The organism is Acinetobacter sp. ANC 5045 (assembly GCF_004331005.1).
Taxonomy (GTDB): Bacteria; Pseudomonadota; Gammaproteobacteria; order Pseudomonadales; family Moraxellaceae; genus Acinetobacter; species Acinetobacter towneri.
In genome coordinates this window covers 34,546-60,263 of the sequence record NZ_SJNS01000016.1, presented here as the reverse complement: position 1 = coordinate 60,263, position 25,718 = coordinate 34,546, and the positions used below count along the sequence as shown (strand labels likewise).

Annotated in this window: 25 protein-coding genes and 1 pseudogene; 15 read left to right on the top strand and 11 right to left on the bottom strand. The window is 41.3% G+C overall.

Annotated elements, in window-relative coordinates; all coding sequences use genetic code 11:
- From E0H79_RS11925 to rimI, 3 genes and pseudogenes are all read left to right on the top strand, one after another.
- Positions 1–293 (top strand): annotated as a pseudogene (locus E0H79_RS11925) (elongation factor Tu); the annotation flags it as partial.
- A gap of 502 nt (positions 294–795) precedes the next feature.
- Complete coding sequence (locus E0H79_RS11920) at positions 796–1,677, top strand: metal-dependent hydrolase (RefSeq protein WP_131261725.1); 882 nt, start codon at positions 796–798, stop codon at positions 1,675–1,677.
- A gap of 107 nt (positions 1,678–1,784) precedes the next feature.
- Positions 1,785–2,243 (top strand): ribosomal protein S18-alanine N-acetyltransferase, encoded by a 459-nt coding sequence (rimI, locus tag E0H79_RS11915; protein ID WP_004975283.1) that lies wholly within the window; start codon positions 1,785–1,787, stop codon positions 2,241–2,243.
- A gap of 40 nt (positions 2,244–2,283) precedes the next feature.
- On the opposite strand, the gene E0H79_RS11910 is transcribed toward rimI, so the two are convergent.
- From E0H79_RS11910 to trxB, 3 genes are all read right to left on the bottom strand, one after another.
- A complete protein-coding gene (locus E0H79_RS11910) occupies positions 2,284–3,099 on the bottom strand; it encodes an arginyltransferase (protein ID WP_131261724.1) in 816 nt (271 codons plus the stop codon).
- 24 nt (positions 3,100–3,123) lie between these two features.
- Positions 3,124–3,855 carry a leucyl/phenylalanyl-tRNA--protein transferase gene (gene aat / locus E0H79_RS11905; RefSeq protein ID WP_131261723.1) on the bottom strand — a complete coding sequence of 244 codons (732 nt, stop codon included), beginning with the start codon at positions 3,853–3,855 and terminating at the stop codon, positions 3,124–3,126.
- A 107-nt stretch (positions 3,856–3,962) separates the two neighbouring features.
- On the bottom strand, positions 3,963–4,916 hold the full coding sequence (trxB, locus tag E0H79_RS11900) for a thioredoxin-disulfide reductase (protein ID WP_004975288.1): 954 nt from the start codon (positions 4,914–4,916) through the stop codon (positions 3,963–3,965).
- Between the two features lie 341 nt (positions 4,917–5,257).
- Here trxB and E0H79_RS11895 point away from each other — a divergent pair, with 341 nt between their 5' ends.
- Entirely contained in the window at positions 5,258–8,446 is a 3,189-nt protein-coding gene (locus E0H79_RS11895) for a DNA translocase FtsK (protein ID WP_104853253.1), read from the top strand.
- A 130-nt stretch (positions 8,447–8,576) separates the two neighbouring features.
- On the opposite strand, the gene E0H79_RS11890 is transcribed toward E0H79_RS11895, so the two are convergent.
- From E0H79_RS11890 to E0H79_RS11865, 6 genes are all read right to left on the bottom strand, one after another.
- The gene (locus E0H79_RS11890) at positions 8,577–8,864 is read right to left on the bottom strand and encodes a PA4642 family protein (RefSeq protein WP_004975291.1); all 288 of its coding nucleotides are present in this window, start codon (positions 8,862–8,864) and stop codon (positions 8,577–8,579) included.
- A 94-nt stretch (positions 8,865–8,958) separates the two neighbouring features.
- A complete protein-coding gene (gene minE / locus E0H79_RS11885) occupies positions 8,959–9,231 on the bottom strand; it encodes a cell division topological specificity factor MinE (protein ID WP_096902698.1) in 273 nt (90 codons plus the stop codon).
- Between the two features lie 2 nt (positions 9,232–9,233).
- Complete coding sequence (gene minD, locus E0H79_RS11880) at positions 9,234–10,046, bottom strand: septum site-determining protein MinD (protein ID WP_096902697.1); 813 nt, start codon at positions 10,044–10,046, stop codon at positions 9,234–9,236.
- A 69-nt stretch (positions 10,047–10,115) separates the two neighbouring features.
- Complete coding sequence (gene minC / locus E0H79_RS11875) at positions 10,116–10,841, bottom strand: septum site-determining protein MinC (protein ID WP_096902696.1); 726 nt, start codon at positions 10,839–10,841, stop codon at positions 10,116–10,118.
- 143 nt (positions 10,842–10,984) lie between these two features.
- Positions 10,985–12,043 carry a preprotein translocase subunit SecA gene (locus tag E0H79_RS11870; protein ID WP_131261721.1) on the bottom strand — a complete coding sequence of 353 codons (1,059 nt, stop codon included), beginning with the start codon at positions 12,041–12,043 and terminating at the stop codon, positions 10,985–10,987.
- A 15-nt stretch (positions 12,044–12,058) separates the two neighbouring features.
- On the bottom strand, positions 12,059–12,985 hold the full coding sequence (locus tag E0H79_RS11865; RefSeq protein ID WP_131261720.1) for an acyltransferase: 927 nt from the start codon (positions 12,983–12,985) through the stop codon (positions 12,059–12,061).
- Between the two features lie 256 nt (positions 12,986–13,241).
- Here E0H79_RS11865 and E0H79_RS11860 point away from each other — a divergent pair, with 256 nt between their 5' ends.
- From E0H79_RS11860 to E0H79_RS11815, 10 genes are all read left to right on the top strand, one after another.
- Positions 13,242–13,895 carry an OmpA family protein gene (locus tag E0H79_RS11860; RefSeq protein WP_104852412.1) on the top strand — a complete coding sequence of 218 codons (654 nt, stop codon included), beginning with the start codon at positions 13,242–13,244 and terminating at the stop codon, positions 13,893–13,895.
- A gap of 169 nt (positions 13,896–14,064) precedes the next feature.
- Positions 14,065–16,104 carry a UvrD-helicase domain-containing protein gene (locus tag E0H79_RS11855; RefSeq protein ID WP_004975304.1) on the top strand — a complete coding sequence of 680 codons (2,040 nt, stop codon included), beginning with the start codon at positions 14,065–14,067 and terminating at the stop codon, positions 16,102–16,104.
- A gap of 91 nt (positions 16,105–16,195) precedes the next feature.
- Positions 16,196–16,648: a dUTP diphosphatase gene (gene dut / locus E0H79_RS11850; protein WP_019838282.1), complete on the top strand. Its 453-nt coding sequence runs from the start codon at positions 16,196–16,198 to the stop codon at positions 16,646–16,648.
- Between the two features lie 220 nt (positions 16,649–16,868).
- Positions 16,869–18,311 carry a phosphomannomutase/phosphoglucomutase gene (locus E0H79_RS11845; protein WP_004975308.1) on the top strand — a complete coding sequence of 481 codons (1,443 nt, stop codon included), beginning with the start codon at positions 16,869–16,871 and terminating at the stop codon, positions 18,309–18,311.
- 10 nt (positions 18,312–18,321) lie between these two features.
- The gene (gene argB / locus E0H79_RS11840) at positions 18,322–19,227 is read left to right on the top strand and encodes an acetylglutamate kinase (protein ID WP_004975310.1); all 906 of its coding nucleotides are present in this window, start codon (positions 18,322–18,324) and stop codon (positions 19,225–19,227) included.
- Between the two features lie 209 nt (positions 19,228–19,436).
- Entirely contained in the window at positions 19,437–20,237 is an 801-nt protein-coding gene (locus tag E0H79_RS11835) for a GNAT family N-acetyltransferase (protein ID WP_026438333.1), read from the top strand.
- A gap of 149 nt (positions 20,238–20,386) precedes the next feature.
- A complete protein-coding gene (locus E0H79_RS11830; protein ID WP_004975313.1) occupies positions 20,387–21,235 on the top strand; it encodes a class II glutamine amidotransferase in 849 nt (282 codons plus the stop codon).
- 263 nt (positions 21,236–21,498) lie between these two features.
- The gene (locus E0H79_RS11825) at positions 21,499–21,954 is read left to right on the top strand and encodes a bacteriohemerythrin (RefSeq protein ID WP_004975314.1); all 456 of its coding nucleotides are present in this window, start codon (positions 21,499–21,501) and stop codon (positions 21,952–21,954) included.
- Between the two features lie 146 nt (positions 21,955–22,100).
- On the top strand, positions 22,101–23,186 hold the full coding sequence (locus E0H79_RS11820; protein ID WP_104852408.1) for a hypothetical protein: 1,086 nt from the start codon (positions 22,101–22,103) through the stop codon (positions 23,184–23,186).
- Positions 23,183–23,503 (top strand): RnfH family protein, encoded by a 321-nt coding sequence (locus E0H79_RS11815; RefSeq protein ID WP_131261718.1) that lies wholly within the window; start codon positions 23,183–23,185, stop codon positions 23,501–23,503. Before E0H79_RS11820 ends, E0H79_RS11815 begins: the two co-directional genes overlap by 4 nt.
- A gap of 56 nt (positions 23,504–23,559) precedes the next feature.
- Here E0H79_RS11815 and E0H79_RS11810 read toward each other — a convergent pair whose 3' ends face one another.
- Complete coding sequence (locus tag E0H79_RS11810; RefSeq protein WP_004975323.1) at positions 23,560–23,958, bottom strand: outer membrane protein assembly factor BamE; 399 nt, start codon at positions 23,956–23,958, stop codon at positions 23,560–23,562.
- A 118-nt stretch (positions 23,959–24,076) separates the two neighbouring features.
- Between E0H79_RS11810 and fur the strand changes: the two genes are divergently transcribed.
- The gene (gene fur, locus E0H79_RS11805; RefSeq protein WP_004975325.1) at positions 24,077–24,514 is read left to right on the top strand and encodes a ferric iron uptake transcriptional regulator; all 438 of its coding nucleotides are present in this window, start codon (positions 24,077–24,079) and stop codon (positions 24,512–24,514) included.
- Positions 24,515–24,586: 72 nt separating this feature from the next.
- On the opposite strand, the gene E0H79_RS11800 is transcribed toward fur, so the two are convergent.
- A complete protein-coding gene (locus tag E0H79_RS11800) occupies positions 24,587–25,705 on the bottom strand; it encodes a PilT/PilU family type 4a pilus ATPase (RefSeq protein ID WP_104852406.1) in 1,119 nt (372 codons plus the stop codon).
- Between the last annotated feature and the right edge of the window lie 13 nt (positions 25,706–25,718).

Here is a 25,718-nt window from a genome sequence, read left to right as displayed (position 1 = left end):
CAATCAAGCCACACACTAAATTCGATGCGGAAGTATACGTACTTTCTAAAGAAGAGGGTGGTCGTCACACTCCATTCCTTAACGGTTACCGTCCACAATTCTATTTCCGTACAACTGACGTAACTGGTGCAATCCAGTTGAAAGAAGGCGTTGAAATGGTAATGCCAGGTGACAACGTTGAAATGTCAGTAGAATTAATCCACCCAATCGCAATGGACCCAGGTCTACGTTTTGCGATCCGTGAAGGTGGTCGTACTGTAGGTGCTGGTGTTGTTGCTAAAGTAACAGCATAATCACTTTATAGTGTGAAAAAGCGCTCCATTTGGGGCGCTTTTTTTATGGCTGTATTTTGTGTGCTAGTTTCCAGGTGGATGAAAGCTTGTCCTACTGTATTGATGGATGAAATAGCTGTTCTTTAAACCTTGAATCAATCTAAAACCATTTTATGAACATTCTTTTGCTGCGGTTTAGTTGCCTTTTTTTCTCTTACATCATAAAAATAATTTTGCTGTCTAATTATTCTTGCTCTTACGTCATAAAAAATCATCGTCTATTTTTTTACTCTTGCGTCGTAAAAATAATTTCATTGTCTATTTTTTACTCTTGCGTCACAAAAAATAATTTCACTTATCATTATTTTTTATTCCTCATGTCCTGAACTGACAACTCACTGTCCTTAACTGCACTTAAATACCGCACAGAAAACCGTAATATGAACTCATACCGAAAAATAAAAAATATAGCGGGTTACAGGAAATGAATGACTTCATTGTTGTAACCTCAGGAGTGAGCAACATGAATGCTAAAGTGAGTATTAGTGAACGTGCAGGGGCGAGTTTTCCTGTCCGTCGAATGAATTTCAACTTTGATGCTGTACCTGAATATTGGATGAATGGTAATGCAGGTCTAACGCATTTTATGACTGCATTATCTGCGTTATTTCCCGCAGGTGAGAAGTTCTTTATAGACAGTGTGCGTGCTGTGCGTTATCACCCAATGCTGAAAGACAATGCAGATTTACAGAAAGAAATCAGTGCATTTATTGGACAAGAAGCCATGCACACGCATGAGCATGTCGGTTTTAATGCCTCTGCACAGAAATTTGGGCATGATGTTGATACTTTGGATTGTTATACAGATACTGTGATTCAAACTACACGCAAATTTATGGCAAAGTTGGCTAAACCGATTGGCATTACACAGAAAATGGTAGATTTAACTGCGACCACTGCGCTAGAACATTTCACAGCTACGATTGCCTCACAATTATTGACCAATTCACATATTCAAGAATTGATGACCGATGACACCATGAAAACTATGTGGTTGTGGCATGCGATTGAAGAAAACGAACATAAAGCTGTTGCGTATGATGTATTTGAAGGTGTGTTTGGCAAAGGTCTGAAAGTCTATGCACTACGTACAAGTTCTTTGGTTATTTCGATGCTGACTTTATTTTTTGTACAAAACTATTTTTTGTGGCGTTTACTAAAACAAGACAAGCAGTTGAATTTGGAAAATTTACGCATGATTTATCGTTATGCCTATAGTCCATCTAAAGGGATTATTACAGGCATGGGCAAAGAAATGTTGTTCTATTTCAAACCGAATTTTCATCCTAACGATTTTGATACCACAACATTATTAAATACTTGGAAAGCTAAATTAGGCTTTTAAACTTTTCCTTTTGGTCAGGCAACGTAAGTTGCCTTTTTTTTTTGCTCGATTTTTTTGTCGTGAAATCTATAATGCCTACATCTTAGAACAGCACAAGATCATTTCTTATGATTCGTTTAATGCAAGCCCATGATGTCGCCGATGTGGTTGCGATTGAAAATTTGGTACAAAGTCATCCGTGGAGTGCCAAACAATTTGCCGAAGCGGTAGAGAGTTATCACAGTACCGTGATTGAACATGCAGGGAGAGTGGTGGGTTTTTGTATTTTGCAACCTGTGTTGGATGAAGCAAATTTGTTGTTGATGGCGGTGCATCCAAGTCAGCAAGGCAAAGGTTTAGGTTATCAACTGCTAGAACATTCTATTGCAGGTTTGAAAAACCAACCTGTGCAGATTTTTTTAGAAGTACGTGAAAGTAATTTAGCTGCGATAGCCCTGTATGAAAAGTCAGGTTTTCATCAAATTGATTTACGTAAAAATTATTATCCTAAAACGGATGGCACACGGGAGCATGCCATTATTATGGTGAAATCTTGTAGCGATGATTTTGCCAGTTTGTTTAAGTGAATCTGATCGATGCAAAAATCAGTATTGCATCATTACATTTTTATTTGATGATGGAGTTATTCCAGCCTAAGGGCAGCGTGGTCATTAAGGAGTTTCCCAATTGCTGCACCTCATCGGTATTTAGGCTGCGGTTAATGCGTCGCCATTGACCATCAAGCAGTAGCTCAAGGGGCACATATTGCGATTTATAGTTCATTTTATTGGAATGTGGTACCCAATAACCTAAGTAAACATATTGCAGTCCCAAATGCTGTGCCTGTTCAATTTGTTTTAATACCGCAAATGTTCCGAGTGAGCGACGACTTTCGTCTGGGTCAAAAAAGGTATAGACCGCAGAAATACCATCATCTAAATAATCACAGGTCGATACTGCAATTAAGCGATCATCTTGCCAAACCTCTAAAAAGAAGCTGCTGGTACAACTGTGGATTAGGAATTTTTCAAATTGGTCACGGCTGGCAGGGAACATATCGCCATCGGCATGTCGTTCATTGATATAGCGTTCATACAGCGCATAATGCAAATCACCTGCATCTTGTGGCTTGGTGATTTTGATCTGTAAATCGTGATTGCGTTTCCAAGCTTTCTTTTGCGTGCTGTTCATTTTAAATTCAGCGACAGGAATACGTGAAGAAAGGCATTGGCGGCACAAATGGCATTCAGGACGATAGACAAAATCGCCACTGCGACGAAAACCGACCCGAGAGAGTTCAGACAAAGTCAGCACATCAATTTTATGTGCAGGATCTAAAAAAACCATCCGCGCAGATTTTTCAGGTAAATAGCTGCAATCATGCGGCGGAGTAATGTAATACTGCAAATCATTTAGCAGGGATTTTGGGTGATATGAATTCATTGTCAAGATCCCTCTCTGTTATTGTCATTCAAGTAGGCGCGCATACTGCGCTATTGTTTTACTTGAAAATACACTGTCCTGATATTTTTTCCAATTGATTGCAGGTTGTTTTACAACATCTTGTAACGATTTAAGATAGTCTTGGCGAGAAAGTGTACATGCTCCGAGACTGATTAAATGGTCATTGACCAATTGGCAGTCAATCCAAGGCAATTGTTGTTCTTGTCCGAGCAGCATCAAACTATAAAATGCCATTTTGGAGACATCGGTACGATGGCTAAACATGGACTCGCCAAAACAGCCTTTGCCAATACTGACTCCATATAAACCACCGACCAAACTATCTTGCTCCCAAACTTCTAAACTATAGCCATAACCTGCTGCAAAAAGCTGACAATAACCTTGAATGATCTCTTCAGAAATCCAAGTATCATTGGCGTAGCTACGGGGCAAGGCACAATTGCGAATCACTTGTTCAAAGGCATGATTGATAGTAATGCGATAATCTATTTTTTTCATGTTGCGGATTAAAGACTTACTCGGCTGATAATGTTGCGGAATAATTACGCAACGTGGCTCAGGACTCCACCAACAAATAGGATCACCTTCTGAAAACCATGGAAATAAGCCATGTGTATAGGCTTCATATAAGGTTGAAGGGGAAAGGTCTGCACCTACACAAATCAAGCCTTCACCCTCAGGATCAACTTCAATGGGATCGGGGAAAATGAATTGTGAAGCCGGGAGCGTGTGCATATCAATTGCCGTATGAAGTTTTACGATGAACTTGATTTCATCATACCTAAAAATGCCGTGATAAAAAAACCGCTCAAGGAGAGCGGTCTTTAAACTTGGTCACTAAATTATTCACCAAGTGCATCTAAATATTTTTCTGCATCCAAAGCTGCCATACAACCTGAACCTGCAGAAGTAATCGCTTGGCGATAAATTGAATCGGCCACATCACCTGCAGCAAATACGCCAGCCACAGAAGTTTGAGTCGCATTGCCTGAAGTGCCGCTTTGTACTTGGATATAACCATCACGCAAGTTCAATTGACCTTCGAACATGCCTGTATTCGGTTTGTGACCAATCGCAATGAATAAGCCAGACACATCAACAATTTGAGTAGAGCCATCAGTGGTTGATTTTAAACGTACTGAAGTTACGCCTGTGTTGTCGCCCAAGACTTCATCAACTTGGTTATTCCAAAGAATACTGATTTTGCCTTCTTTTTCTTTGGCAAATAAATGATCTTGCAAGATTTTTTCAGAGCGAAGTGAATCACGACGATGCACCAATGTCACGTGTGATGCAATGTTAGACAGGTATAATGCTTCTTCAACAGCCGTGTTACCACCACCAACGACCATCACTTTTTGGTTTTTGTAGAAGAAACCATCACAGGTAGCACAAGCACTTACGCCTTGACCCATAAATGCTGCTTCAGATTCTAAACCTAAATATTGTGCAGTCGCACCTGTGCAAATGATTAAAGCATCACAGGTAAATTCTTCCATATCACCTTTCAGTACAAATGGGCGCACATTCAGGTTTACTTCATTGATATGGTCATACACGATTTCTGTGCCAAAGCGTTCCGCATGAGCTTGCATACGTTCCATTAACGCTGGGCCTGTTAAACCTTCAGGATCACCTGGCCAGTTATCAACTTCCGTAGTTGTGGTGAGTTGACCACCCAATTGTAAGCCTGCAATTAAAGTCGGTTTTAAGTTGGCACGTGCAGCATATACTGCAGCACTATAACCTGCAGGGCCTGAACCTAAAATAATTAAACGTGAGTGACGAGCGCTCATGCACAGCATCCTTTTTTTATTTAGAAATTTATGGAATTATACGTGAAACAGGATGAGTTTGCTGTGTGATTAAAGTTGATATTACTGATCATGTAAATCGATTTGAGCTATATAGAAAAAGTTAACAACACACTTCAATAATCTTGCATCTTTTTCTAGGCAACACATGCATAATAGAAGGTCTGTTATAATTTATAGCTTGCTGTGTGGTGAAGCTTGCATCGTGAAATGCAACTTAAATGACACAGCTAAATGAAATACAGACGCTCCGAATCAGGTGGCTTTTTAAGACCATCGAACAAACAAAAAACATTGATGAAGAATTGGCGACAGGACAATATATGACTGCGGTGTCGGGTGCTTATGCACATCGCTTAATAGCGACATTATTTTTGGTCTCTTTTGGAATATATCTGTTCCTTGCAACGGTGACCTATACTCCATTTGACCCAGGTTGGATGCACATTTCCAGTGACACCCAACAGGTTTCAAATGCGAGTGGAATCGCAGGTGCGTGGATTGCCGATTTACTGTTTGGCTTTTTAGGTTGGGCGAGTCTGCTTCTTCCTGCTTATTTTTTTATTGAAGCCTTACAAGTCTGGTGGCCACGTAGTTTTTTAAACCGACCATTTCGTTATGCTGCACAATTCTTCATTTTATTGGCAACAGCAAGTTTGCTGTATTTATTTTGGCAAGTACCTGCCGATACGTTAGACAATGCCTCAGGCGGCATCATTGGTTTTGAACTTGGGAAAAGTTTATCGCAAATTTTAACCATTTATGGAGCAACACTTTTTTTAGTCGTCTTTTGGATTTTCTTATTTACCCTCGCATTTGGGGTGAAGTGGAACAGAACGTGGGCAACTTTAAAAGCTACACCTGCTTATCTGCAAGATTTGTTCTATCGCAATGTACCTGAAGCAGAATCTGACTTTGACCGTTCTACACCACAGGTGAAAAAGACCGTTGTCGCTGCTGCACCTGTGGTTGCTGTTGAAGTGGCATCAACTGATTTAGAAGCAGCAAGTGAACCCGTGGTTGCACAGGCGAAAGAAGCTGAAACAACTGCGCCACATCCTGCGGCAGAGCGTATGTTTAATCACATGCAGCAACGTGAAGAAGAAGAGCAACAGGCGCAGCAACAGCTATTGGTGCAAGATGAAATTGATGATGTTGAGTTAGAAAAAACCATCGAAAAGGCGCATCGCTTAGAACAAGACAGCCAGCGTATTGTTGCGACAGGCGAAGTATGGCGTGCTTTACAAGAAAATACCGACAGTCAGCATAACCAAGACATTCATGCATTATTACGTGCTTCTGAAGAACCAGAGCCACATCTACAATCGAATCCTTTTGATGAAGTGCGTCCTGCATCTACGGCATCTCAAGCCACTGCAAAATCTTCGTTAGATTGGGATGATGATCAAATTTTTGATGAATTGCTCGCAGCAGTTCCGCAAGGCAAAGCTGCAAGTGATTTACACAGCCCATTCCAAAACAGCGGGGCAATGGATACTTTAGATGAGTCTGTGACCCAGCAAGAAACAGTGCATCCGCACTCGAATCCTACGGCTCACAATTTTAACGATGATCTCAGCAGATTTGAGTCAGATTTTAACCCGCCATCGTCAAGTGCTTCGAATACGCAAAATCATGCTGTACGCCAAGAGCGCCATTTGCAGCATGATTTAGACAGTTTAGATGACTTGTTGGTGGATGATCTTTTGGGTGATGAGTTACAGCAAGATGCATTTCAAGATCAAGCGCCTGTAGCGCGTAGTACCAGTAGCTATGCACAAAGTTCTGCTTTTGTTCAGGCACCTATTCAGACGGCAGCCACTGCCGCAGTGATGGCAAACGCAGCGACTGCTACACAGGCTGAACAAGCAGAAAAAGTGGCGTTATCCAAAGAAGCATTTATCGAAGCTTGGCAGGAAACCGCAGGCAAACCACTAGACGAAGATGACTTTGATTTTGATGCGCCGCTGACCGATGCACATGGTCGTCCGATGTCACGCGCCATGCAGGTTGCAGAAAAACGTCGTGATTTATCGCCATTACCGGGTTTGGATTTGCTTGATAAAGTCGATCCAAACAAAAAAGTGAACTTCACCGCAGAACAATTATCGCGCTTGTCGGAATTGCTGGAAATTAAATTACAGGAATTTAATGTCAAAGCCAAAGTGGTTGAAGCACAGCCTGGTCCTGTCGTGACCCGTTTTGAGCTGGATTTGGCACCTGGGGTCAAAGCTTCAAAAGTAACCAATATTTCTCGTGACTTGGCGCGTTCAATGTCGATGGCATCGGTACGTGTGGTCGAAGTGATTCCAGGCAAACCGTATATTGGCATTGAAGTACCGAATAGTTCACGTGAAATGGTACGTTTGATTGAGTTATTACAAACGCCTGCTTTTGAAGATCCAAACGGCATTTTATCTATGGCGATGGGGAAAGACATTTCAGGCAATCCTGTGATTACTGAATTGGGCAAAGCACCACACATGCTCGTAGCAGGGACAACGGGTTCAGGTAAATCAGTGGCAGTGAACTCGATGATTTTGTCGATGTTGCTGAAATACAAGCCTGATCAATTACGCTTAATTTTGATTGACCCGAAACAATTGGAACTCGCCAACTATAACGATATTCCACACTTATTGACGCCTGTAGTGACTGATATGAAAGATGCCGTCAGCGCTTTAAATTGGTGTGTCAATGAAATGGAACGTCGTTATAAGCTAATGTCTTTCCTGAAAATTCGTAAATTAAGCGACTATAACCGTAAGGTTGAAGAATCTATTGCCAATGGTGAAGATTTAATTGATCCAACTTGGAAGCCGGGAGATTCAGCAACGCAAGAACGTGCACCGCGTTTAACACCATTGCCATCTATTGTGATTGTGGCAGATGAGTTTGCAGACATGATCATGCAAGTGGGCAAGAAAGCGGAAGAAATGATTACCCGTTTGGCACAAAAATCACGTGCAGCAGGGATTCACTTACTCTTAGCAACTCAGCGTCCATCGGTGGATGTGATCACAGGTCTAATTAAAGCCAACATTCCAACCCGTGTAGCTTTGCGTGTGAACTCGAAAATTGACTCACGTACTATCTTGGATGCGGGCGGTGCAGAAGACCTGCTTGGTCATGGTGATATGCTATTTTTAGGGCCGGGTAAAATTGAGCCAGAACGTGTGCATGGCGCATTTATTTCGGATGATGAAGTCAACCGTATTTGTGATGCGTGGCGTGAGCGTGGCGATCCTGACTATGTCGATGAAATCTTGACGCCATTTGATGAAGAACCATCTTCACGTGGTTTTGAAGATGGTGAAGGCAGTCCAGACCGTGATGTGTTGTATGATCAGTGTGTAGCATTTGTTTTGGAAACACGTAAAGTGTCGACCTCATCTTTACAGCGCAAATTTAGCTTGGGCTATAACCGTGCGGCACGTATTGTCGATCAGATGCAAGAGCAAGGCATTGTGAGCGAGCAAGGAGCAAATGGGAAACGTGAAATTTTAGTGTAAAGCTTTCACTTTCTGTTTGATTTTGAATCAAGTAGTGCTATAAAAAAATCCCGCAATTCAATTGCGGGATTTTTTCTTTTTACACTCAATCTTTTTGGCTGAATTTAGCCAGAGATTGTGTTTAAACAGTTTAAGCAAACTTGGCTAAAACTGCTAAAAAACCATCTTTTTGACGTGGAAATTCAGCAATCACATCGTGAATACGCTGACCTTCAGGATTAGTGGCATTGACATCGCGACCATCGGCAACAAATTGTGTCAATAGACGTTCATAGTCGCTTGGACGCATGTGTTTAAATGCGTGATAGAGTACGTGAAAATCTGCATTCACACCTGCAGGTGGAAGTTGATTCAAATAGGCAAATACACGTTCATCCGACCATGCTTCGTTAAAGGTCGCAGGTTGAGATAATGCCATGGCAATCTCCTTTATATTCTTTTGAAAAAAATAGGGCAAAATAACTAGTGTTATTTTGCCCTGATTCAATTTGCTTGACTAATCAGTATTCAGATTATCGCTCTTCAGGCAAATTGATATTCATTTCCAACATTTCAATATTGGCTTCTGAACGCACAGACATTTGAATATGTTGTTCATCGACACCACGCACGTAGCGATTTACCACTTGCATGATTTCTTTTTTCATCTGATCAATTTTGTCTTGGCTTAAGCGTTTACCTAGACCTTGTTCAGAAGCAACAATCACTTTTAAGCGATCTTTTGCTGTTTGTGCGCTAGATGGCTTATCTTCACCGCTAAATAATTTGCTCCAAAATCCTGCCATGTCTACGCTCCAAATAATCGTGCTAACCAACCTTTCGGTTTTGTTTCAATATGACGAAACGGACGTTCTTCACCCAAGAAACGTGCAACTAAGTCATCATACGCCTGACCTGCAGCAGCATCGCTATACAGAATGACAGGTTTACCTTCGTTAGATGCTTGAAGTACGCTCTTACATTCAGGAATCACGCCTAAAGTTGGTACACGTAAAATATCTTTAGAAATGTCGTCAATGGTCAGCATTTCTTGTTTATCGGCACGTTCTGGGTTGTAACGTGTAATACACAAGTGCTTACGCACACGACCTTCGTTTTGTTCTACTTTTTTGGTTTTGCTGTCAAGCATACCAATAATACGGTCAGAGTCACGTACTGAAGAAATTTCAGGGTTGGTCACAATAATCGCTTCATCGGCATGGTACATTGCAAGAATGGCACCGCGCTCAATCCCTGCAGGTGAGTCGCAAATAATGTAATCAAATTCTTGTGCCAACTCATCCATGATACGTGCCACACCTTCATCGGTGAGGGCATCTTTATCACGGGTTTGTGAAGCTGGAAGAATATAAAGGTTTTCGATATCTTTATCGCGAATTAATGCTTGTTGTAAACGCGCTTCATTATTTAATACATTCACAAAATCATAAACAACGCGACGTTCACAACCCATAATTAAGTCAAGGTTACGTAAACCCACGTCAAAATCGATAACAACAGTTTTGTGACCACGTAGGGCTAAACCTGTTGCAAAAGATGCACTTGTAGTGGTTTTACCTACGCCACCTTTGCCTGATGTTACGACAACAATTTTCGCCACCGAATCCACTCCTGTTATGGTTTAAATTCCCCTATATTTTTTCGGGGATTTTTGGTGATTATTTATACATTAAAATTGTAGAGCTTCAAATACAAGCTCTTGGTTATCATTTAAGTAAATATGCACAGGTTTTTTAGTCACATGCTGAGGAATATCGTCCGCCACGCAATACGTGCCTGCAATAGATACCAATTCTGCTTCTAGGGAATGACAGAAAATTCGTGCCGCAATATTCCCGCCCGCGCCGGCAATGACTCTACCACGTACACTACCATAAATATGTATATTTCCTGAAGCAATCACTTCAGAACCGCTGTTGATGCCTGCGGTTAAAATAATGTCGCCCTGATGTTGTACCAAGCATTGACCTGTACGCAAAATTTCATCGTGATAAGACGTAATATGCGCCACAGCAGGTGCAGTTTCAGCGACTTGATTTTCCGTCTGTTGCTGTTCTGCCGCAGGTTCAGGTTTTACTTCAACCACTTGTTCTTTGGTGGCTTTCACTTCCTGCAATGGACGGTCTTGCGGGATGACAGGGAACTGAATAGCACGTGCCTGATCTGCCATAATGCCTTCAGTCACAGCAATTGGCTGTGCTTCTAGGCTAATTAGCAATTGAATTAGCGCAATCAATTCTTGTTCGACTGAACTTTCAATGACCACCAAAACCCCTGGTGGAAATGATTTTTGCAACATTGGGCTTAGTTGCTGGCGGATCGCATCATGATCATTGGTGTCTAAGCTAATGCGAATCGCATTGACCAATCTGCCTTTTATCCGTATGTCAGCCATAATAATTCCTTAACACTTCTAACTTTGCTGGTTGTTGAAGTCATCTTATAAATAGAGCAAATCCTAGAACAAATTGGGTGAATTCTCTAGTTCAGTTACTAAAAATATTTCACATTGTTTTAGCTGAAATTATCGAAAGACCTTTATGAAATATCGTGTTGTTGTCCTTCATTTAAAATTTGTTGCCATTGTTTAACTTTTACTTGTTTGCGAATCGCTTCTAAACTTTCAAATATTGCCGATTCCACTAATTTATCAATATGCTGATTATGTTCAATCTCAATCTGACTAATTTTTTCAGCAATCATTTGATAAGTTGGATTTTGTACTTGTTGATTCTGCTGTGCAAAAGGTTCAATTAAACCTTGGGTGATATTTTCACCCAATCGCTGTCCGATACTTTGAATTTGCTGTTCAATACGTCCACCGACCAATGGAATCAGGCGCAGCAATTGCGTCAGTTCAGGCGTATCTTCAATGGCTTGATTCACCACCAACCCAACATTTTTCGCAATCATGTGACGCTGCATTTGTAATTCTTTGCCTAAGGATTCCTGCAAAATATCGGCTAGGGCAATCGCGAGTAATTGACGATGATGCTCGACCAAATCATCAATAAATTGTTTGTGAGTGGTACTGGTGGTCAATTCACGTTGCACACCATTAAGTACCGTGAGCACCACACGGCTACTCAGTTCTTCCATTAGCAAGTTGTAGTAAAAGTTGCCGCGTTTATACCAACTGTCTGGAATGACTTTATAGCCATGGCTATGCAGGTTGTAACCAATCGCGATGGCACGTAATAAACGTAAAAAACGCAATTGCGGAATAATTGCAAGAATTTCATACCAGTGAATAAACGGGAAAAACCACCAACGCTGATGATGTTTGAAAATAATTGCAATACCCCAACGCACGCCCAACTCTACAATTAAAAACGTGGTAAACCAGCCTTCGGTAATCACCACCCAAGGGCGCAATTCTGTTCGATAAAACTGTAAAATTTCAGGTAGACGAATAAAATCGAACAACCATTCGCCAAAATCACTCATTAAAATGGCATTGGCACTTAAACAGAACAAGTTAAAGATGATTAAACCCATCAAAAACAAGTCATAAGCCAAGGCAATTTTCCATCCCCATGAATCTTTACGCAGGGGATGAAAAGAGGATTTGATGACAGGTTCTTCAGACTTTTTCATGGCGTACCTGAATGGTTATGCAGTCGGAGCTGCAAGTTTTTGTTGCATGCTTTCAATCAATTGATCTTTTTCCAGCCACAGTTCATGCACCCATTGCTGAAAACGCTCACGATATTCAGCATCATCTTCGTAATTGCCTCCCAACACCCAATCTGGAATATTAATTTTGCGTAAATTCACCGCAATGCGCGGCACCTCACCTAACCAAAACTCGCCATAGCCCGGCACGCCATCTGGGTACACAATGGTCATATCTACCAAGGCATCAATTTGATCACCCAAAATATTCAATGCCAAAGCTAAACCACCAGCTTTTGGCTTTAATAAATGTTGATAAGGCGATTGTTGTTGATCATGTTTTTCTTGGGTAAAGCGTGTGCCTTCTAAATAATTCAGCAGGGTAAAGGGCTGACTTAATAACTGTTGGCAGGCTTTACGCGCTTCTTCCATATCGCGGTCTTTCAGCTCAGGTTTTTTGGCAATTTGTGCTTTGCTGTGACGCTTCATCATTGGGAAGCCTAAAATTTTAAAGGCTTGTCCTACAAAGGGAATAAAGATCAGTTCCCACTTGGTAAAAAAGCGGGTCAATGGCATACGGGTTAAGCCAAAATACTGATTTACTGTGGTATCGACCCAACTTTGATGGTTACAGGTCATGAGATAACGACCTTGCATGCTCAGTTGCAAATCTTCATCAATGCTGATATCCCATTGGGTATTGGGTAATACATGATCAATCAGCCAGTTGTTTACACTGAGCCAACTGTTGGTAATTTGAATATTGGTTTCATCGACCTTACGTGACTGCTTTAACAGTTTGGTTAAGCCCAAAGCCAACACAGGAGGGCCGTGAAAAAATGTACTGCCAGTGATGACTGTACCCACGGTGAGACCTTTTGTGATTTTTTTTAATAAAGGGTGTTTCTTTGCTTGCGATGACATATAAATCAATCCTGAAGATAAATCGTCCAATGCGTCACGTGTTTGTAGATGACTCCAATATAAATGTTGTTTTTAAAATAAAAAAGTGTTGAAGTGAAAGTGTGTAGAAATTGTGATGAAGTTATACCAAGATTTGTACATGATCATGTATATTTGTAAGTAAAAGTTTTTTTATTAACAAAAAATCAATGGTCTAAGTATATTTTTTCATTCAATATTCAGCATATACAACAAAACACAAGTAAGGAGGCATGCCATGCGTGCATTAGCAATTTCGGCAGCAGTCGTAGGGGCAATGGTTTTAACTGGTTGTCAAACGACTGGTAACAACCTTGGTGGTATGGAATATGACAAAACTGCGTTAGGCACAGTAATTGGTGCTGCTGCGGGTTATGGCATCTCTAAAGGTAACGCAAATACAAGCGCACAAAACAACCGTGCTGCAGCGATTGGTGCTGTAGTGGGTGCTGCTGCGGGTGTTTATCTTGACAATAAAGAAAAACAACTTCGTCAACAAATGGCTGGTACAGGCGTAGAAGTAAACCGTAATGCCGATGGTTCTGTTGGCTTGATCATGCCGGGTAACATCACGTTTGATACTAACAAATCAAACATCAAACCAAACTTCTATTCTACCTTGGACAAAGTAGCGCAAACGCTAACCCAAGATAACAAGAGCGGTATTTTGGTAACAGGTTATACTGACAGCACTGGTAACGACGCAATCAACATTCCATTGTCACAAGCACGTGCACAATCGGTTGCAAACTACTTGGCTAGCCGTGGTGTATCAACTTCACGTATTAATGCACAAGGTCACGGTGCTGCAAACCCAATCGCATCGAATGCTACTGCAGAAGGTCGTGAGCAAAACCGTCGTGTAGAAATCAGCATTTATGCAATCCAATAATCTGGCATTGTATAGATTGTAAAGAACCGCCTTCGGGCGGTTTTTTTATGCAAGCAATTTCTAGGGTCTACTCAGCAAATAGACAATGACGTCTAAAGTAGCATTTTAGATTAGTCATCTTTGGCGGAGATGACTATAATCGAGCTCGAACCGAAATAGAGGAAATACTATGACACTGGCAAGTCAGTTAAACGACAAGCAACTTGAAGCGATGAAATACACTCAAGGACCCTTGTTAGTGCTTGCAGGTGCAGGTTCAGGCAAAACTTCGGTGATTACCCGAAAAATTGCCTATTTGGTTAAGCATTGCGGGATTCCTGCGCATCGTATTACAGCGATGACTTTTACCAACAAAGCAGCACGAGAAATGAAAGAGCGTGTGACCAAATTGTTGTCACGTGAAGAAGCTAAAGGATTATCGGTTTCGACTTTCCACACCTTTGGTCTGAATTTATTACGTTTTGAATTAAAACACACGCCGTTAAAAGCCAACTTCTCTATTTTGGATGCCGATGACTGTAAACGTATTCTGATGGATTTAATGCACCGCGATAATTTGTCGGGTGCAGAAAGCAAAGAATTGATTGCCAAAGCCATGAAGATGATTTCGGACTGGAAAAACGATCTGATCGCACCAGAACAGGCACATACCACGTGCGAAACGCCAGAAGACATCCAATTTGCACATTTATATCAACTTTACGAACGTAATTTACGTGCCTATAACGCGGTAGATTTTGACGATTTAATTGTAATGCCAACACGACTTTTGCAAGAAAATGCTGAAGTGCGTGACAAATGGCAGAACCGTGTCCGTTATTTATTGGTCGATGAGTATCAAGATACCAACACCGCACAGTATATCTTGGTGAAATTATTGGTGGGTGTGATGGGGCAGTTCACTGCGGTAGGTGATGACGACCAATCGATTTACGCATGGCGCGGTGCCAAGCCTGAAAATATGGCCTTGCTGAAAGATGATTTCCCGAATTTAAAAGTGATTAAACTTGAGCAAAACTATCGCTCGACCAGTCGCATTTTAAAAGCGGCCAACACCGTCATTGGCAATAATCCACATATTTTTGACAAAAAACTGTGGTCAGATAAAGGTCATGGTGAAGTGATTCGGGTAATTACATGCCGCAATGATGATGATGAATCAGAACGCGTGGTTAAAGACTTACTCACGCATAAACTGATGAATGGTAAAAGCTGGAAAGATTATGCAATTTTGTACCGAGGGAACTTTCAGGCACGTATTCTGGAAACCCAATTACGTCAAATGCAAATTCCTTACAAGCTTTCGGGGGGGCAGTCATTCTTCGCACGTGCTGAAATCAAAGACATCATGAGTTATTTGCGTCTGATTATTAACCCTGAAGATGACAGCGCATTCTTACGCATTATTAACACGCCTAAACGCGCGATTGGTCCTGTGACTTTGGAAAAACTAGGGCTGTTTGCACAAGAAAACCATTTGTCATTATTGGCTGCTGCAGGTGATCAGCGCCTAACCATGGCAATTCCGAAAAAAGCCACGACGCAGTTGGCAGAGTTTTCAGATTTTATTAGCAATTTTACGCGTAACTTATTGGAAGATGATGAACCTGTGCCAATCATCCGTCAAATGATGCTCGAAGCAGGTTATATCGACTACATTAAAGAGCAAGCAGCTACCCCTGCGCAGGAAAAAACCAAGCTAGATAATATCGAAGTTCTATATAGCAGCATCCAAAGTTTGATTAACCGTGCTGAAGATGTCGATGAAAAGAATATTGAAAGCGTGATTCGTAAAATGGTGCTGCTCGATATGCTCGAACAGCAACAGGAAGAAGAAGACACTGATAAAGTCAATTTACTCACCCTGCATGCGTCCAAAGGCTTGGAATTTCCGTACGTGTATTTGATTGGTTTGGAAGAAGAGCTTTTACCGCATAAAAACTCAATTGTGGCAGATACTGTCGAGGAAGAACGCCGTTTGATGTACGTGGGGATTACTCGTGCACGTCAGGGCTTAACCATTACTTTGGCAGAGCAGCGCAAAGCGGGCGGGCAAATGAAACAAATGACCCCAAGTCGTTTTTTGGATGAATTACCACAAGATGAATTGGAATGGCTCGGACGTAAGAAAAAGTTAGCCGGTGATGTCGATCCGAAATTACAGGCACAGCATTATTTGGAAAATTTACGTGCTCTGATTAAGCGCTGAAAAACATTCAGCGGTGTTGATGCAAGTACAGCATCAAAGGGCATAATTTATATCGAAATTACATTGAAAATTTAAAAACAGGATAAACTTCATGAAAGTTCAAGTTAAAGTCTTAGATTCACGTTTAGGCACAGAATGGCCAATGCCAACTTATGCAACCGCAGGTTCGGCAGGGTTGGACTTACGTGCTTGTGTAGACAGCAGCACCGTGATTGAGCCGGGTCAAACAGTATTGGTCAAAACAGGTTTAGCGATTTATATTCAAGATACAGGTTTTGCAGGCATGATTTTGCCGCGTTCAGGCTTGGGTCACAAACATGGCATCGTGTTGGGGAACTTGGTGGGTTTGATTGATTCAGATTATCAGGGTGAATTGATGGTTTCGGTGTGGAACCGTAGCCAAACAGCATTTAGCTTAGAACCTGGTGAGCGTTTAGCGCAATACGTTTTGGTACCTGTGGTGCAGGCTGAGTTTGAACAGGTAGATGAATTTGTCGCCACTGAACGTGGTGCAGGTGGTTTTGGGCATACGGGTAAAAACTGAGTTTACTGAGGTTTTAGCCTAAATCGTTTGGTAAGGTTTTACTTGAAACTTTACCAACAATTCTTGAAAAGTAACGAAAGATGTACTAATAATGACAAGTAAATCACTAGCTCTGATGAGACCATTGCACATCTATTAAAAAATCTAATTAGAATTTTCAAAATATCTCGAGCCAAGATTTATTCACTTTATGTTGGCTCATCTTTGTAGTTGTAAGCCTATGAACAATCCACAAACACTTTTTCCTCAGCATATTTTTCGCGCTTACGACATTCGTGGCAAAGAAACTGTGCTGACCGCGAAATTGGTACACGCCATTGCACAAGGATTGGTGCAACAATATCAACAAGAAAAGCAAACTCAAATTAGTATTGGTTATGATGCGCGTTTAAATAGCCCCGCTTATGCTGAAATTATGCGCCAAGTCTTTCTTGCCCATCAATTTCAAGTGACGATGGTGGGTTGTTGTTCTAGCCCGATGTTGTATTTTATGGCACGACACACGGCAGGCAATGGCATTATGCTTACGGCCAGTCATAATCCAAAATCAGACAACGGCATTAAATGGATTGTGCAGGGCGAACCGCCAACCCCTGAAATGATTCAACACGTGGCACACGATGCAGCGCCATATTATTTAAATACCGATGCAGCACCATCCATCGCCTCACAACACGCCACCAATATTTCACATGAATTTATTGAAGATGCGTGTCAGCAATATCAGCAGGCAATGTTGAACGATATTCAACTGGCGGGCACTTTTAAAGTGGTTTTAGATGGGATGTATGGTTCGGCAGGTCATTGCGCTGCTTTGGTTTTGCAAAAAATGGGCTGTGAGGTGATTGCTTTACGCTGCGAAGCCAATGGTCATTTTCCAGAACATGCACCCGATCCATCACAAGAAAAACACTTACAACATTTAAAAGCTGCGGTGCGTGAACATCAGGCAGACATTGGAATTGCTTTAGATGGCGATGGTGATCGTGTCGTCCTCTTGGATGAACATGCCAATGTGCTTTCAGCAGATCGTTTGCTGTCTTTATTTGCAGAAATGTGTTTAAAAACTCATCCTCAGCATCAAGTGGTGTTTGATGTAAAATGCTCCACTATGGTGCGCAATACCGTGCGTGATTTGGGTGGCGAAGCGGTGATGATTCGCACGGGCAGTACCTTCTTGCGGCGTTATTTGGCGCAGTCGCAAGGCAAGGCTGTGTTCGGTGGCGAATACGCAGGACATTATGTATTCAATGATGGACGTGGTTTTGGCTATGACGATGGTATTTACGCAGCGCTGCGCGTGTTGGAATATTTAAGCCACAGTAATTACAGCAGCCTTTCGGCATTGATGCAGAAATACCCTGAGCGTTGCTGCACTGAAGACACGTATATCAGCACACGGAATATTGAACCGAGTGCGGTTTTAAATGATGTTGAAAGTTCTAGCCATCGCAGTGGTGCAGAATTAAGTAAAATAGATGGTGTAAGACTTGATTTTGAAGATGGATTTGGCATTATTCGAGCATCCAATACAGGCGAATATTTTACGGTGCGTTTTGATGCCGATAATCCATCACGACTGAATGATATTCGCGATACATTTGTTTCCATGTTAAGTGAGCGATACCCTGAAATCGCCCAAGACATTTTAGATGCTCAATAAGGAGAGGCGAATGCCACATCAACAGACTGGTATCGACAAAGCGCAAATTTTGACTGAAGCTTTGCCGTATATTCAACGTTTTGCGGGCAAGACCCTTGTTGTGAAATATGGCGGCAATGCCATGACCGATCCTGAGCTGGAAAGTTCTTTTGCTCGTGATATCGTGTTGTTAAAGACTGTAGGCTTAAACCCGATTGTGGTGCATGGCGGTGGCCCACAAGTGGATTCTATGCTCAAGCAATTGGGACGTGAGTCTGACCGTATTGATGGCATGCGTGTCACCGATCCTACGACTATGGAAGTCGTAGAAATGGTCTTGGGTGGTAGCGTCAACAAATCTATCGTCAATCTGATTAACCAACATGGCGGTCGTGCCATTGGTTTGACGGGTAAAGATGGTAACTTGATTCGCGCACAAAAATTATTGATGCAAAAAACTACTGAAACAGGCGAAGTACAACAAATTGACCTTGGTTTGGTGGGTGAAGTGGTGGGTGTCAAAACCGACGTGTTGGAAATGTTTACCAGCAGCGACTTTATTCCAGTGATTGCACCTTTAGGTGTCGATGATGCAGGCAATACCTATAACATTAATGCCGATTTAGTCGCAGGTAAAGTTGCCGAAGCATTGGGTGCGGAAAAGTTAATTTTGCTGACCAATATTACGGGTGTATTAGACGAAAATAAAAACCTGTTAACTGGTTTGACTACGCAGGAAGTAGATCGTTTAATTGATACAGGCGTGATTTACGGTGGCATGATTCCAAAAGTGGGTTGTGCATTGGATGCAGTTAAAGGCGGTGTAATCAGTGCACATATTGTAGATGGTCGTGTGCCACATGCTACTTTATTGGAAATCTTTACTGATCATGGTGTGGGAACATTAATTACCAACCGTGTCCAAACGCGTAAATAAAACTCTATAAGATGATCCCTAAAAGAGCTTCAATATCGAAGCTCTTTTTTATGTCAAATTTACGGCAGGAAACTGAAATTTTGTTGATTCAGCATCCTTGAAATTGCTTTGCACCCATCCTGCAATCTTAAAATTGTAGTCGCTAAAATCGCGGTCATCATAGTGTCATGCTGCTGTCCTAGTGTAGGAGAAAACATGAGGTATCTATGATGCTACAAAAATTAAATCAGTATCGTCAGCAGTTTAGCTTTCCTATGGTTAAAGTGGGTAAAGCACAGAAAAAAAACAGCAAAGCCACGCAATATGCATTTGAATGGGTTGAAAATTTAAAGCAACTACAAGAAGTACAGCGCTTTCGCGCACAGCAATTTTCCAAGCAATTTGGCATTGAATTTGAATCGGGTTTAGACCAGGACTTGTACGATTTTGGATGTGAACACGCCGTACTCAGAGATAAATCTACGGGTGAAATTGTTGCTTATACTCGTTTAAAACTTTGGCAAGGGCATGAGCTAGCCAACAGTTATAGTGCGCACGAGTTTAAAATTATAGATGAGTTAGGGCATCTCTCGAATATTGTCGAAATGGGGCGTACTTGTGTACATCCACGTTATCGTTCAGGCAAAACACTCTCTATTTTATGGCTGAATTTAGTGCCTAAAGTGTTATGGGAAATGCGTGCCAAACACATGATTGGCTGTGTCAGTATTCGTTTGGAAGGTAATGAAGCACGCGCGTATCATACCCATCAAGCGATTCAACAATTGGCAGAAAATCAGCGCTGTGATATTCAGTCACAGCAGCCGTTTGAGCCAAGTTGCCCAAGTCATAGTTTTAGTCAAGATGAACGAATTCCTAAATTGTTTGATGTTTATCTGAAAATGAATGCCAAGTTGTCTGAGCAAGCATTTTATGACCGTGAGTTTAACTGTCTAGATTATTTTGTTTTGTTAGATGTGAAACAAATGGCGAAACATTTTATTCGCCAAAAGAAAGTGAAAGCATCTTAACTAGCATAATTAAGCAGAGATTTCTACAGCACTGCATATCTATGAAATGGTGCTGTAGAAATCTATTTACTTTTTTCAGATTTGAATTATCCACATGGCTGATGCACAATAATCAGATAATTTCATTATTTGTATAAAGATAAGGCCTTATGTGTCAGTTGCTTGGAATGAATTGTGCGACACCTACCGATATTACCTTTTCATTTCGGGGATTTTCGCAGCGCGCAGGAATTACCTCAGACCATTCTGATGGCTTTGGCATTGCTTTTTTTGAAGATAAAGCTTGCCGTTTATTTGTAGATAATCAATCTGCAGTGGAATCACCCATTGCAGAATTGATCCGCAACTATCCCATCAAATCGCGTAATGTGATTGCCCATATTCGTAAAGCGACACAAGGCAAAATTAATTTAGAAAATTCACATCCGTTTAGTCGTGAGTTGTGGGGACGCCAGTGGATTTTTGCCCATAATGGTGATTTACATGACTTTCATCCACGTTTATCAGGTCGTTTTACCCCTGTGGGCAATACCGACAGTGAACGTGCATTTTGTTATTTGTTAGATCAATTGGTAAATCATTTTGGTTATGATGAACCGAGCCTGACGCAAATTTTTGACTTGTTAGCCGAAATTTCTCCTAAAATTGCAGAACATGGCACTTTTAATTTTTGTTTGTCCAATGGTCAGGCATTATTTAGTTATGCGGTGACCAAATTACATTGGTTGGTGCGTGCTTATCCATTTCAGCCTGCACAATTAATTGATTTAGATGTTGAGGTTGATTTTAGCCAAGTCACCACAGCAGAGGATTGTGTGGCAGTGATTACCACTGAACCCTTGACTCAAAATGAAACATGGACAGCATTTCAGCCAGGTGAAATGATTTTATTTCAACATGGACGCCCAATTAAAACCCAAATGACACATATTGCGCGTTTGGAACGTGAGCGTTTAAATCCTGAATTAAGACGGATCACCAAAGCGGATCAATACTAATTTATACGGGTATGTGTGGTTGAAAAATATTCATTTTATTATTGTATAATTCAATTAAATCAAGAATGAAAATGTATAAATTGGTTAATTAATAATTGATTCTTTTAGTCGGGTATTTTTGTTAAAATTTATTTAAATCAATGTCTTGTGTTGTTTTTGTGCGATTTAAACCAATCCCTACCAATTCGCTTCATTTTTATTTATGGGAAATACGGCTACCATTCCGCAATGTGATTAATCATTTATTTCTGTAAGGTGGTCGTATGAAGATGAAATGGGTTCCAGAATACAATACTGGTATCGATGTGATTGACGATCAGCATAAACGTATCCTCGATTATATTAATGAAATTGTTGAAATTAGCGATGGTACAGATCGAGCACGTGTAAAGCAGATTTTAGATAATATTATTGATTACACCCAGTCGCATTTTACGTTTGAAGAATCATTACAAGAAGAAGCGGGTTATAAATACCGCGTACCACATAAACGTGTGCATGATTTATTCATTAAAAAAATTGAGTCTTATCGCGATCGTTATGAAATGGGACAATCCATTGAAGGCGAATTGCATGAAGTCTTATCAAAATGGTTAATTAATCATATTCAACACGATGACGCCGATTATGTCGGTGCAGTGAAAGAGAATATGATGGGTATTATTAAGGAAAATGAGAAGAAGAAAGGTAAAGGCTGGTTCGCTCGTTTCTTCTCATAAGTCTGAAGCCATAAAAAATGAAAGAATAAAAATTATAAATTTGCGCAGCAAGCTATCTAACGATAGTTTGCTTTTTCTTTTTTGAGGTTTTGCTTTTCCTTGATGACAAAGGCAAAATAGCCGTAGATTTTTATTAGGACAGCGTCATGCAGGACAATGCTATGTCACGATGGTTATCGCCGCTGATGGCATTTGGTTTATCATTCATTATTATTGCCACACTCGCACCAATGACAGGTATTCAGGTTGAGCGTCAGCTCGACTTTTGGTTGTTGTGGCTAGCAACTATGCTGATTTTGGCATTACCGATTACTTATTTGGAAATTGCCTTAGCCAAACGCTCAAAAACGACAGCATTACAAGCACTTTTAAGTTTAACCCGTGATGCCGATGCTTCTCAAAAATGGCGTTTGGTGGGCTGGCTTGCAGTGGTGTTCATTCCATTTTTAGCAGGCGGTTTGTTGTCTAATGCTGCGCAAATTTTAAATCAATATGCCGCTGCAGACTTGGCTAGTCATGTCTTATTTGTGATTGTGGCTGTTTTAGCACTGGCATTGTCATTAGTGCCGCGTCAAATTTTATTGCTATGTACCGCTGTTGCTGTTGTGGCGGCTTTGGTTTTATCGATGGTGATGGGTTCAGAACTCCCTGCATGGCAAGTCACCTCAATTGAGTTTAGCGAATGGGGCAGTGCAACCGTTTTGGCTTTGGTGGCCAGTGGTTTAGGCATGGGCTTGTACTGGCAAACTAGTTTGCCGCAAGTACAGCAACAATCTGCAGCAACTTCAACGGTATTGCCAATTTGGATTGCTCAGCTATTGGCAGTCGTTGCTTTTGCATTCTTTGCCGTGCAAGCACAAATTCCAGCATTGGCTTTGGTGGCGGCAACTGTTGCAGCAGCAGCGGTTTTATTACAATTGGCACGTGAACAATTGGCACAACGTCAAATGGCGGTTGCGATTCAGTGGGTTGTATTGATTGCAGCAACTTTGGTTTGGGCAATTCCTGCCATTAGTCCTGTATTTAATTTTGCCTTGTTGCTTTGGGGCTTAGTTATTTGTTTGATTTACGCTATTTTTGCAGGCTGGATTATGAAAATCAGCCATTTGCGTAAAGCCATGAACTTTAGCAGTGAAGCGTTTTATAACATTTGGCGTATTGCAGTACGTGTGGTGTTACCTGTATCTATCGTAGTGGCGATGGTGGCGTTAATTGGACAGTGGATCGCATGAGTCAAATGGCGCAGGTTTGGGTGGCGTATGCCACACCCGAACAACAATGGCATGTGGCTGTCGCATTTCAGCAGGGTATGACCGCTTTAGATGCAATTCAGCAAAGTGGACTTACGACAGCAACGACTTTACCTGAACCGTTGATGCTGGGTATTTTTGGTGTGCGGGTTGAGCCGCAGTATGTATTACAAGCAGGTGATCGGGTTGAGATTTATCGTGCTTTGACCATTAACCCGAAAGATATTCGTCGTAAACGTGCCGCAAAGAACCCTGTAGGGCGTTATGCCAAAAGCAATCGCTTGAGACAATTGCAATGATTTAAAAAACCCCTCAGATGAATTTCAGTGAGGGGTTTCTTTTTATTCTAAAGCGGCTATAGTGGTGGCGCGTTGAGAATCGCTTCTTTCGATCCTGGTAGGCCTGGTTGAGATTCTGGAATCGTTTCCAATCCTTCAACTTTTTCTACAATACCATTTTGATTGAAAAAGATTTTCAAATGCTGACCATGCGCGGCAGGGATCTTGGCTTTTTTAGCATAAGTTCCTGGGATATAGTTGTAAATGTAGTCCCAACGTAATGGATTCATCGGGTCGGCGATGGTAGGACTGCCCAGCAAAAAGCGGACTTGTTGATGACTCATACCGACTTGGACTTTAGACGCTTGAGCTTGGGTTAAAGGTGTACCCTGTGGAATATCGACTTTATAAACGCCCAAGGTCGAACAGCCTGCGAGCAGTGAAGTGACCAATAACGTCAACATGATTTTTTGCATTTTGCTACACTATCCCAAATTAATTATGATGCATTTGATCTTGATCCAGTGTTAGATCATACTGCATCTTAACTTTGTTGCATATTCCAACTTTAATTTTGTTGAGAGACCTTTTTTCATGCCTATTTCAAATCAAGAATTACGCAAAGCTGGACTTAAAGTTACCCTTCCACGAATTAAAATCTTAGAATTATTAGAAAATTCAAAACAACATCATTTAAGTGCAGAAGATATCTACAAAACTTTACTCGATCAGGGTGAAGATGTGGGTTTAGCAACTGTGTATCGTGTGTTAACACAGTTTGAAGCTGCAGGCATTATTGAGCGTCATAATTTTGAGAACAATCATTCTGTGTTTGAAATTATGCAGGAAGATCACCACGACCACTTGGTTTGCTTGAACTGTAGCAAAGTGGTTGAATTTATTAACGATACCATTGAAAAAGAACAGCATGATGTAGCTGAAAAATTTGGTTTTGAGCTCACAGGGCACTCGCTGAATTTATATGGTTATTGTGATGCGCCAGAATGTCGTGAAGCCTTACGCAAGAAATAATTTGCTGTAAGCATAAAAAATAGGCTTCCGTATGGAAGCCTATTTTGTTTGTGTTTAAGCGTTGTTGTGATGTTATTGCCCATCGAAGGTAATATTCGAAGTTGCATGTAACAAGCGCTCGCCACCTTCTTCTGCAAGTTTGATTTGTAGACGCAAATCGTTTGGCGAGTCGGCGTGTTTAAGTGCGTCTTTGTAGCTAATTTGCTTGGCTTTATAGAGGTCGTATAAAGCTTGGTCAAAGGTTTGCATGCCCAATTCGCGAGAACGCTTCATTAGGTCTTTAATTTCGTGCACATCACCTTTACGGATTAAATCTGCAATTAATGGTGAGTTAATTAAAATTTCAATCGCAGCACGACGTGAGTTGCCATCTATGGTTGGAATTAATTGCTGTGCCACAATCGCTTTCAGGTTTAGCGACAAATCCATGAACAACTGGTTATGTCGGTCTGCTTCAAAGAAGTGAATAATACGGTCAATTGCTTGGTTAGCGTTGTTGGCGTGCAGGGTGGCAAATACCAAGTGACCTGTTTCGGCAAAGGCAATTGCATAATCCATGGTTTCGCGGGAACGAATCTCACCAATCAGAATCACGTCAGGTGCTTGACGCAAAGTATTTTTTAAGGCGATTTCAAAGGAGTCAGTATCAATTCCGACTTCACGCTGGGTAATAATACAGCCTGCATGTTCATGCACAAATTCAATCGGGTCTTCAATGGTAATGATATGACCTTTGGAGTTTTGGTTGCGGTAACCAATAATAGACGCCAAAGAAGTCGATTTACCTGTACCAGTCGCACCTACAAAAATGATGATGCCACGTTTGGTCATCGCCAAATCTTTGAGAATAGGTGGCAGTTTCAAGTCATCCATGGTCGGGATTTTGGTTTCAATCCGACGCAGTACCATGCCCGGCTCATCACGTTGTTGGAATGCGCTGACACGGAAACGTGCTGTTTTTTCACGGTTGGTAATCGCAAAGTTACATTCACGGGTTTCGGCAAATTCCTTGCGCTGTTTTTCACTCATAATTGAGTTAAGCAGCTGACCGACAATTTCACCTGTAAGTTTACTTTTGGCTACAGGCACAATTTGTCCATGAATTTTCATGGAAGGTTCAACATCGGCTGTAATAAACAAGTCAGACGCTTTTTGCTGAATCATTAAATTCAGTAAATCATTAAAGTCCATCGCGTATCTCGAA

Bases quoted from the DNA above. Each gene is read 5' to 3' on its own strand.
- E0H79_RS11870 (WP_131261721.1), bottom strand. From the start codon at position 12,043: ATGAAAAAGTCTGAAGAACCTGTCATCAAATCCTCTTTTCATCCCCTG.
- trxB (WP_004975288.1), bottom strand. From the start codon at position 4,916: ATGAGCGCTCGTCACTCACGTTTAATTATTTTAGGTTCAGGCCCTGCA.
- E0H79_RS11890 (WP_004975291.1), bottom strand. From the start codon at position 8,864: ATGGCATTATCTCAACCTGCGACCTTTAACGAAGCATGGTCGGATGAA.
- minC (WP_096902696.1), bottom strand. From the start codon at position 10,841: ATGGCTGACATACGGATAAAAGGCAGATTGGTCAATGCGATTCGCATT.
- argB (WP_004975310.1), top strand. From the start codon at position 18,322: ATGCCACATCAACAGACTGGTATCGACAAAGCGCAAATTTTGACTGAA.
- E0H79_RS11800 (WP_104852406.1), bottom strand. From the start codon at position 25,705: ATGGACTTTAATGATTTACTGAATTTAATGATTCAGCAAAAAGCGTCT.
- E0H79_RS11865 (WP_131261720.1), bottom strand. From the start codon at position 12,985: ATGTCATCGCAAGCAAAGAAACACCCTTTATTAAAAAAAATCACAAAA.
- E0H79_RS11920 (WP_131261725.1), top strand. From the start codon at position 796: ATGAATGCTAAAGTGAGTATTAGTGAACGTGCAGGGGCGAGTTTTCCT.
- E0H79_RS11835 (WP_026438333.1), top strand. From the start codon at position 19,437: ATGCTACAAAAATTAAATCAGTATCGTCAGCAGTTTAGCTTTCCTATG.
- E0H79_RS11910 (WP_131261724.1), bottom strand. From the start codon at position 3,099: ATGAATTCATATCACCCAAAATCCCTGCTAAATGATTTGCAGTATTAC.
- aat (WP_131261723.1), bottom strand. From the start codon at position 3,855: ATGCACACGCTCCCGGCTTCACAATTCATTTTCCCCGATCCCATTGAA.
- fur (WP_004975325.1), top strand. From the start codon at position 24,077: ATGCCTATTTCAAATCAAGAATTACGCAAAGCTGGACTTAAAGTTACC.
- E0H79_RS11830 (WP_004975313.1), top strand. From the start codon at position 20,387: ATGTGTCAGTTGCTTGGAATGAATTGTGCGACACCTACCGATATTACC.
- E0H79_RS11810 (WP_004975323.1), bottom strand. From the start codon at position 23,958: ATGCAAAAAATCATGTTGACGTTATTGGTCACTTCACTGCTCGCAGGC.
- dut (WP_019838282.1), top strand. From the start codon at position 16,196: ATGAAAGTTCAAGTTAAAGTCTTAGATTCACGTTTAGGCACAGAATGG.
- E0H79_RS11860 (WP_104852412.1), top strand. From the start codon at position 13,242: ATGCGTGCATTAGCAATTTCGGCAGCAGTCGTAGGGGCAATGGTTTTA.
- E0H79_RS11820 (WP_104852408.1), top strand. From the start codon at position 22,101: ATGCAGGACAATGCTATGTCACGATGGTTATCGCCGCTGATGGCATTT.
- E0H79_RS11825 (WP_004975314.1), top strand. From the start codon at position 21,499: ATGAAGATGAAATGGGTTCCAGAATACAATACTGGTATCGATGTGATT.
- E0H79_RS11815 (WP_131261718.1), top strand. From the start codon at position 23,183: ATGAGTCAAATGGCGCAGGTTTGGGTGGCGTATGCCACACCCGAACAA.
- minE (WP_096902698.1), bottom strand. From the start codon at position 9,231: ATGGCAGGATTTTGGAGCAAATTATTTAGCGGTGAAGATAAGCCATCT.
- rimI (WP_004975283.1), top strand. From the start codon at position 1,785: ATGATTCGTTTAATGCAAGCCCATGATGTCGCCGATGTGGTTGCGATT.
- E0H79_RS11845 (WP_004975308.1), top strand. From the start codon at position 16,869: ATGAACAATCCACAAACACTTTTTCCTCAGCATATTTTTCGCGCTTAC.
- E0H79_RS11855 (WP_004975304.1), top strand. From the start codon at position 14,065: ATGACACTGGCAAGTCAGTTAAACGACAAGCAACTTGAAGCGATGAAA.
- E0H79_RS11895 (WP_104853253.1), top strand. From the start codon at position 5,258: ATGACTGCGGTGTCGGGTGCTTATGCACATCGCTTAATAGCGACATTA.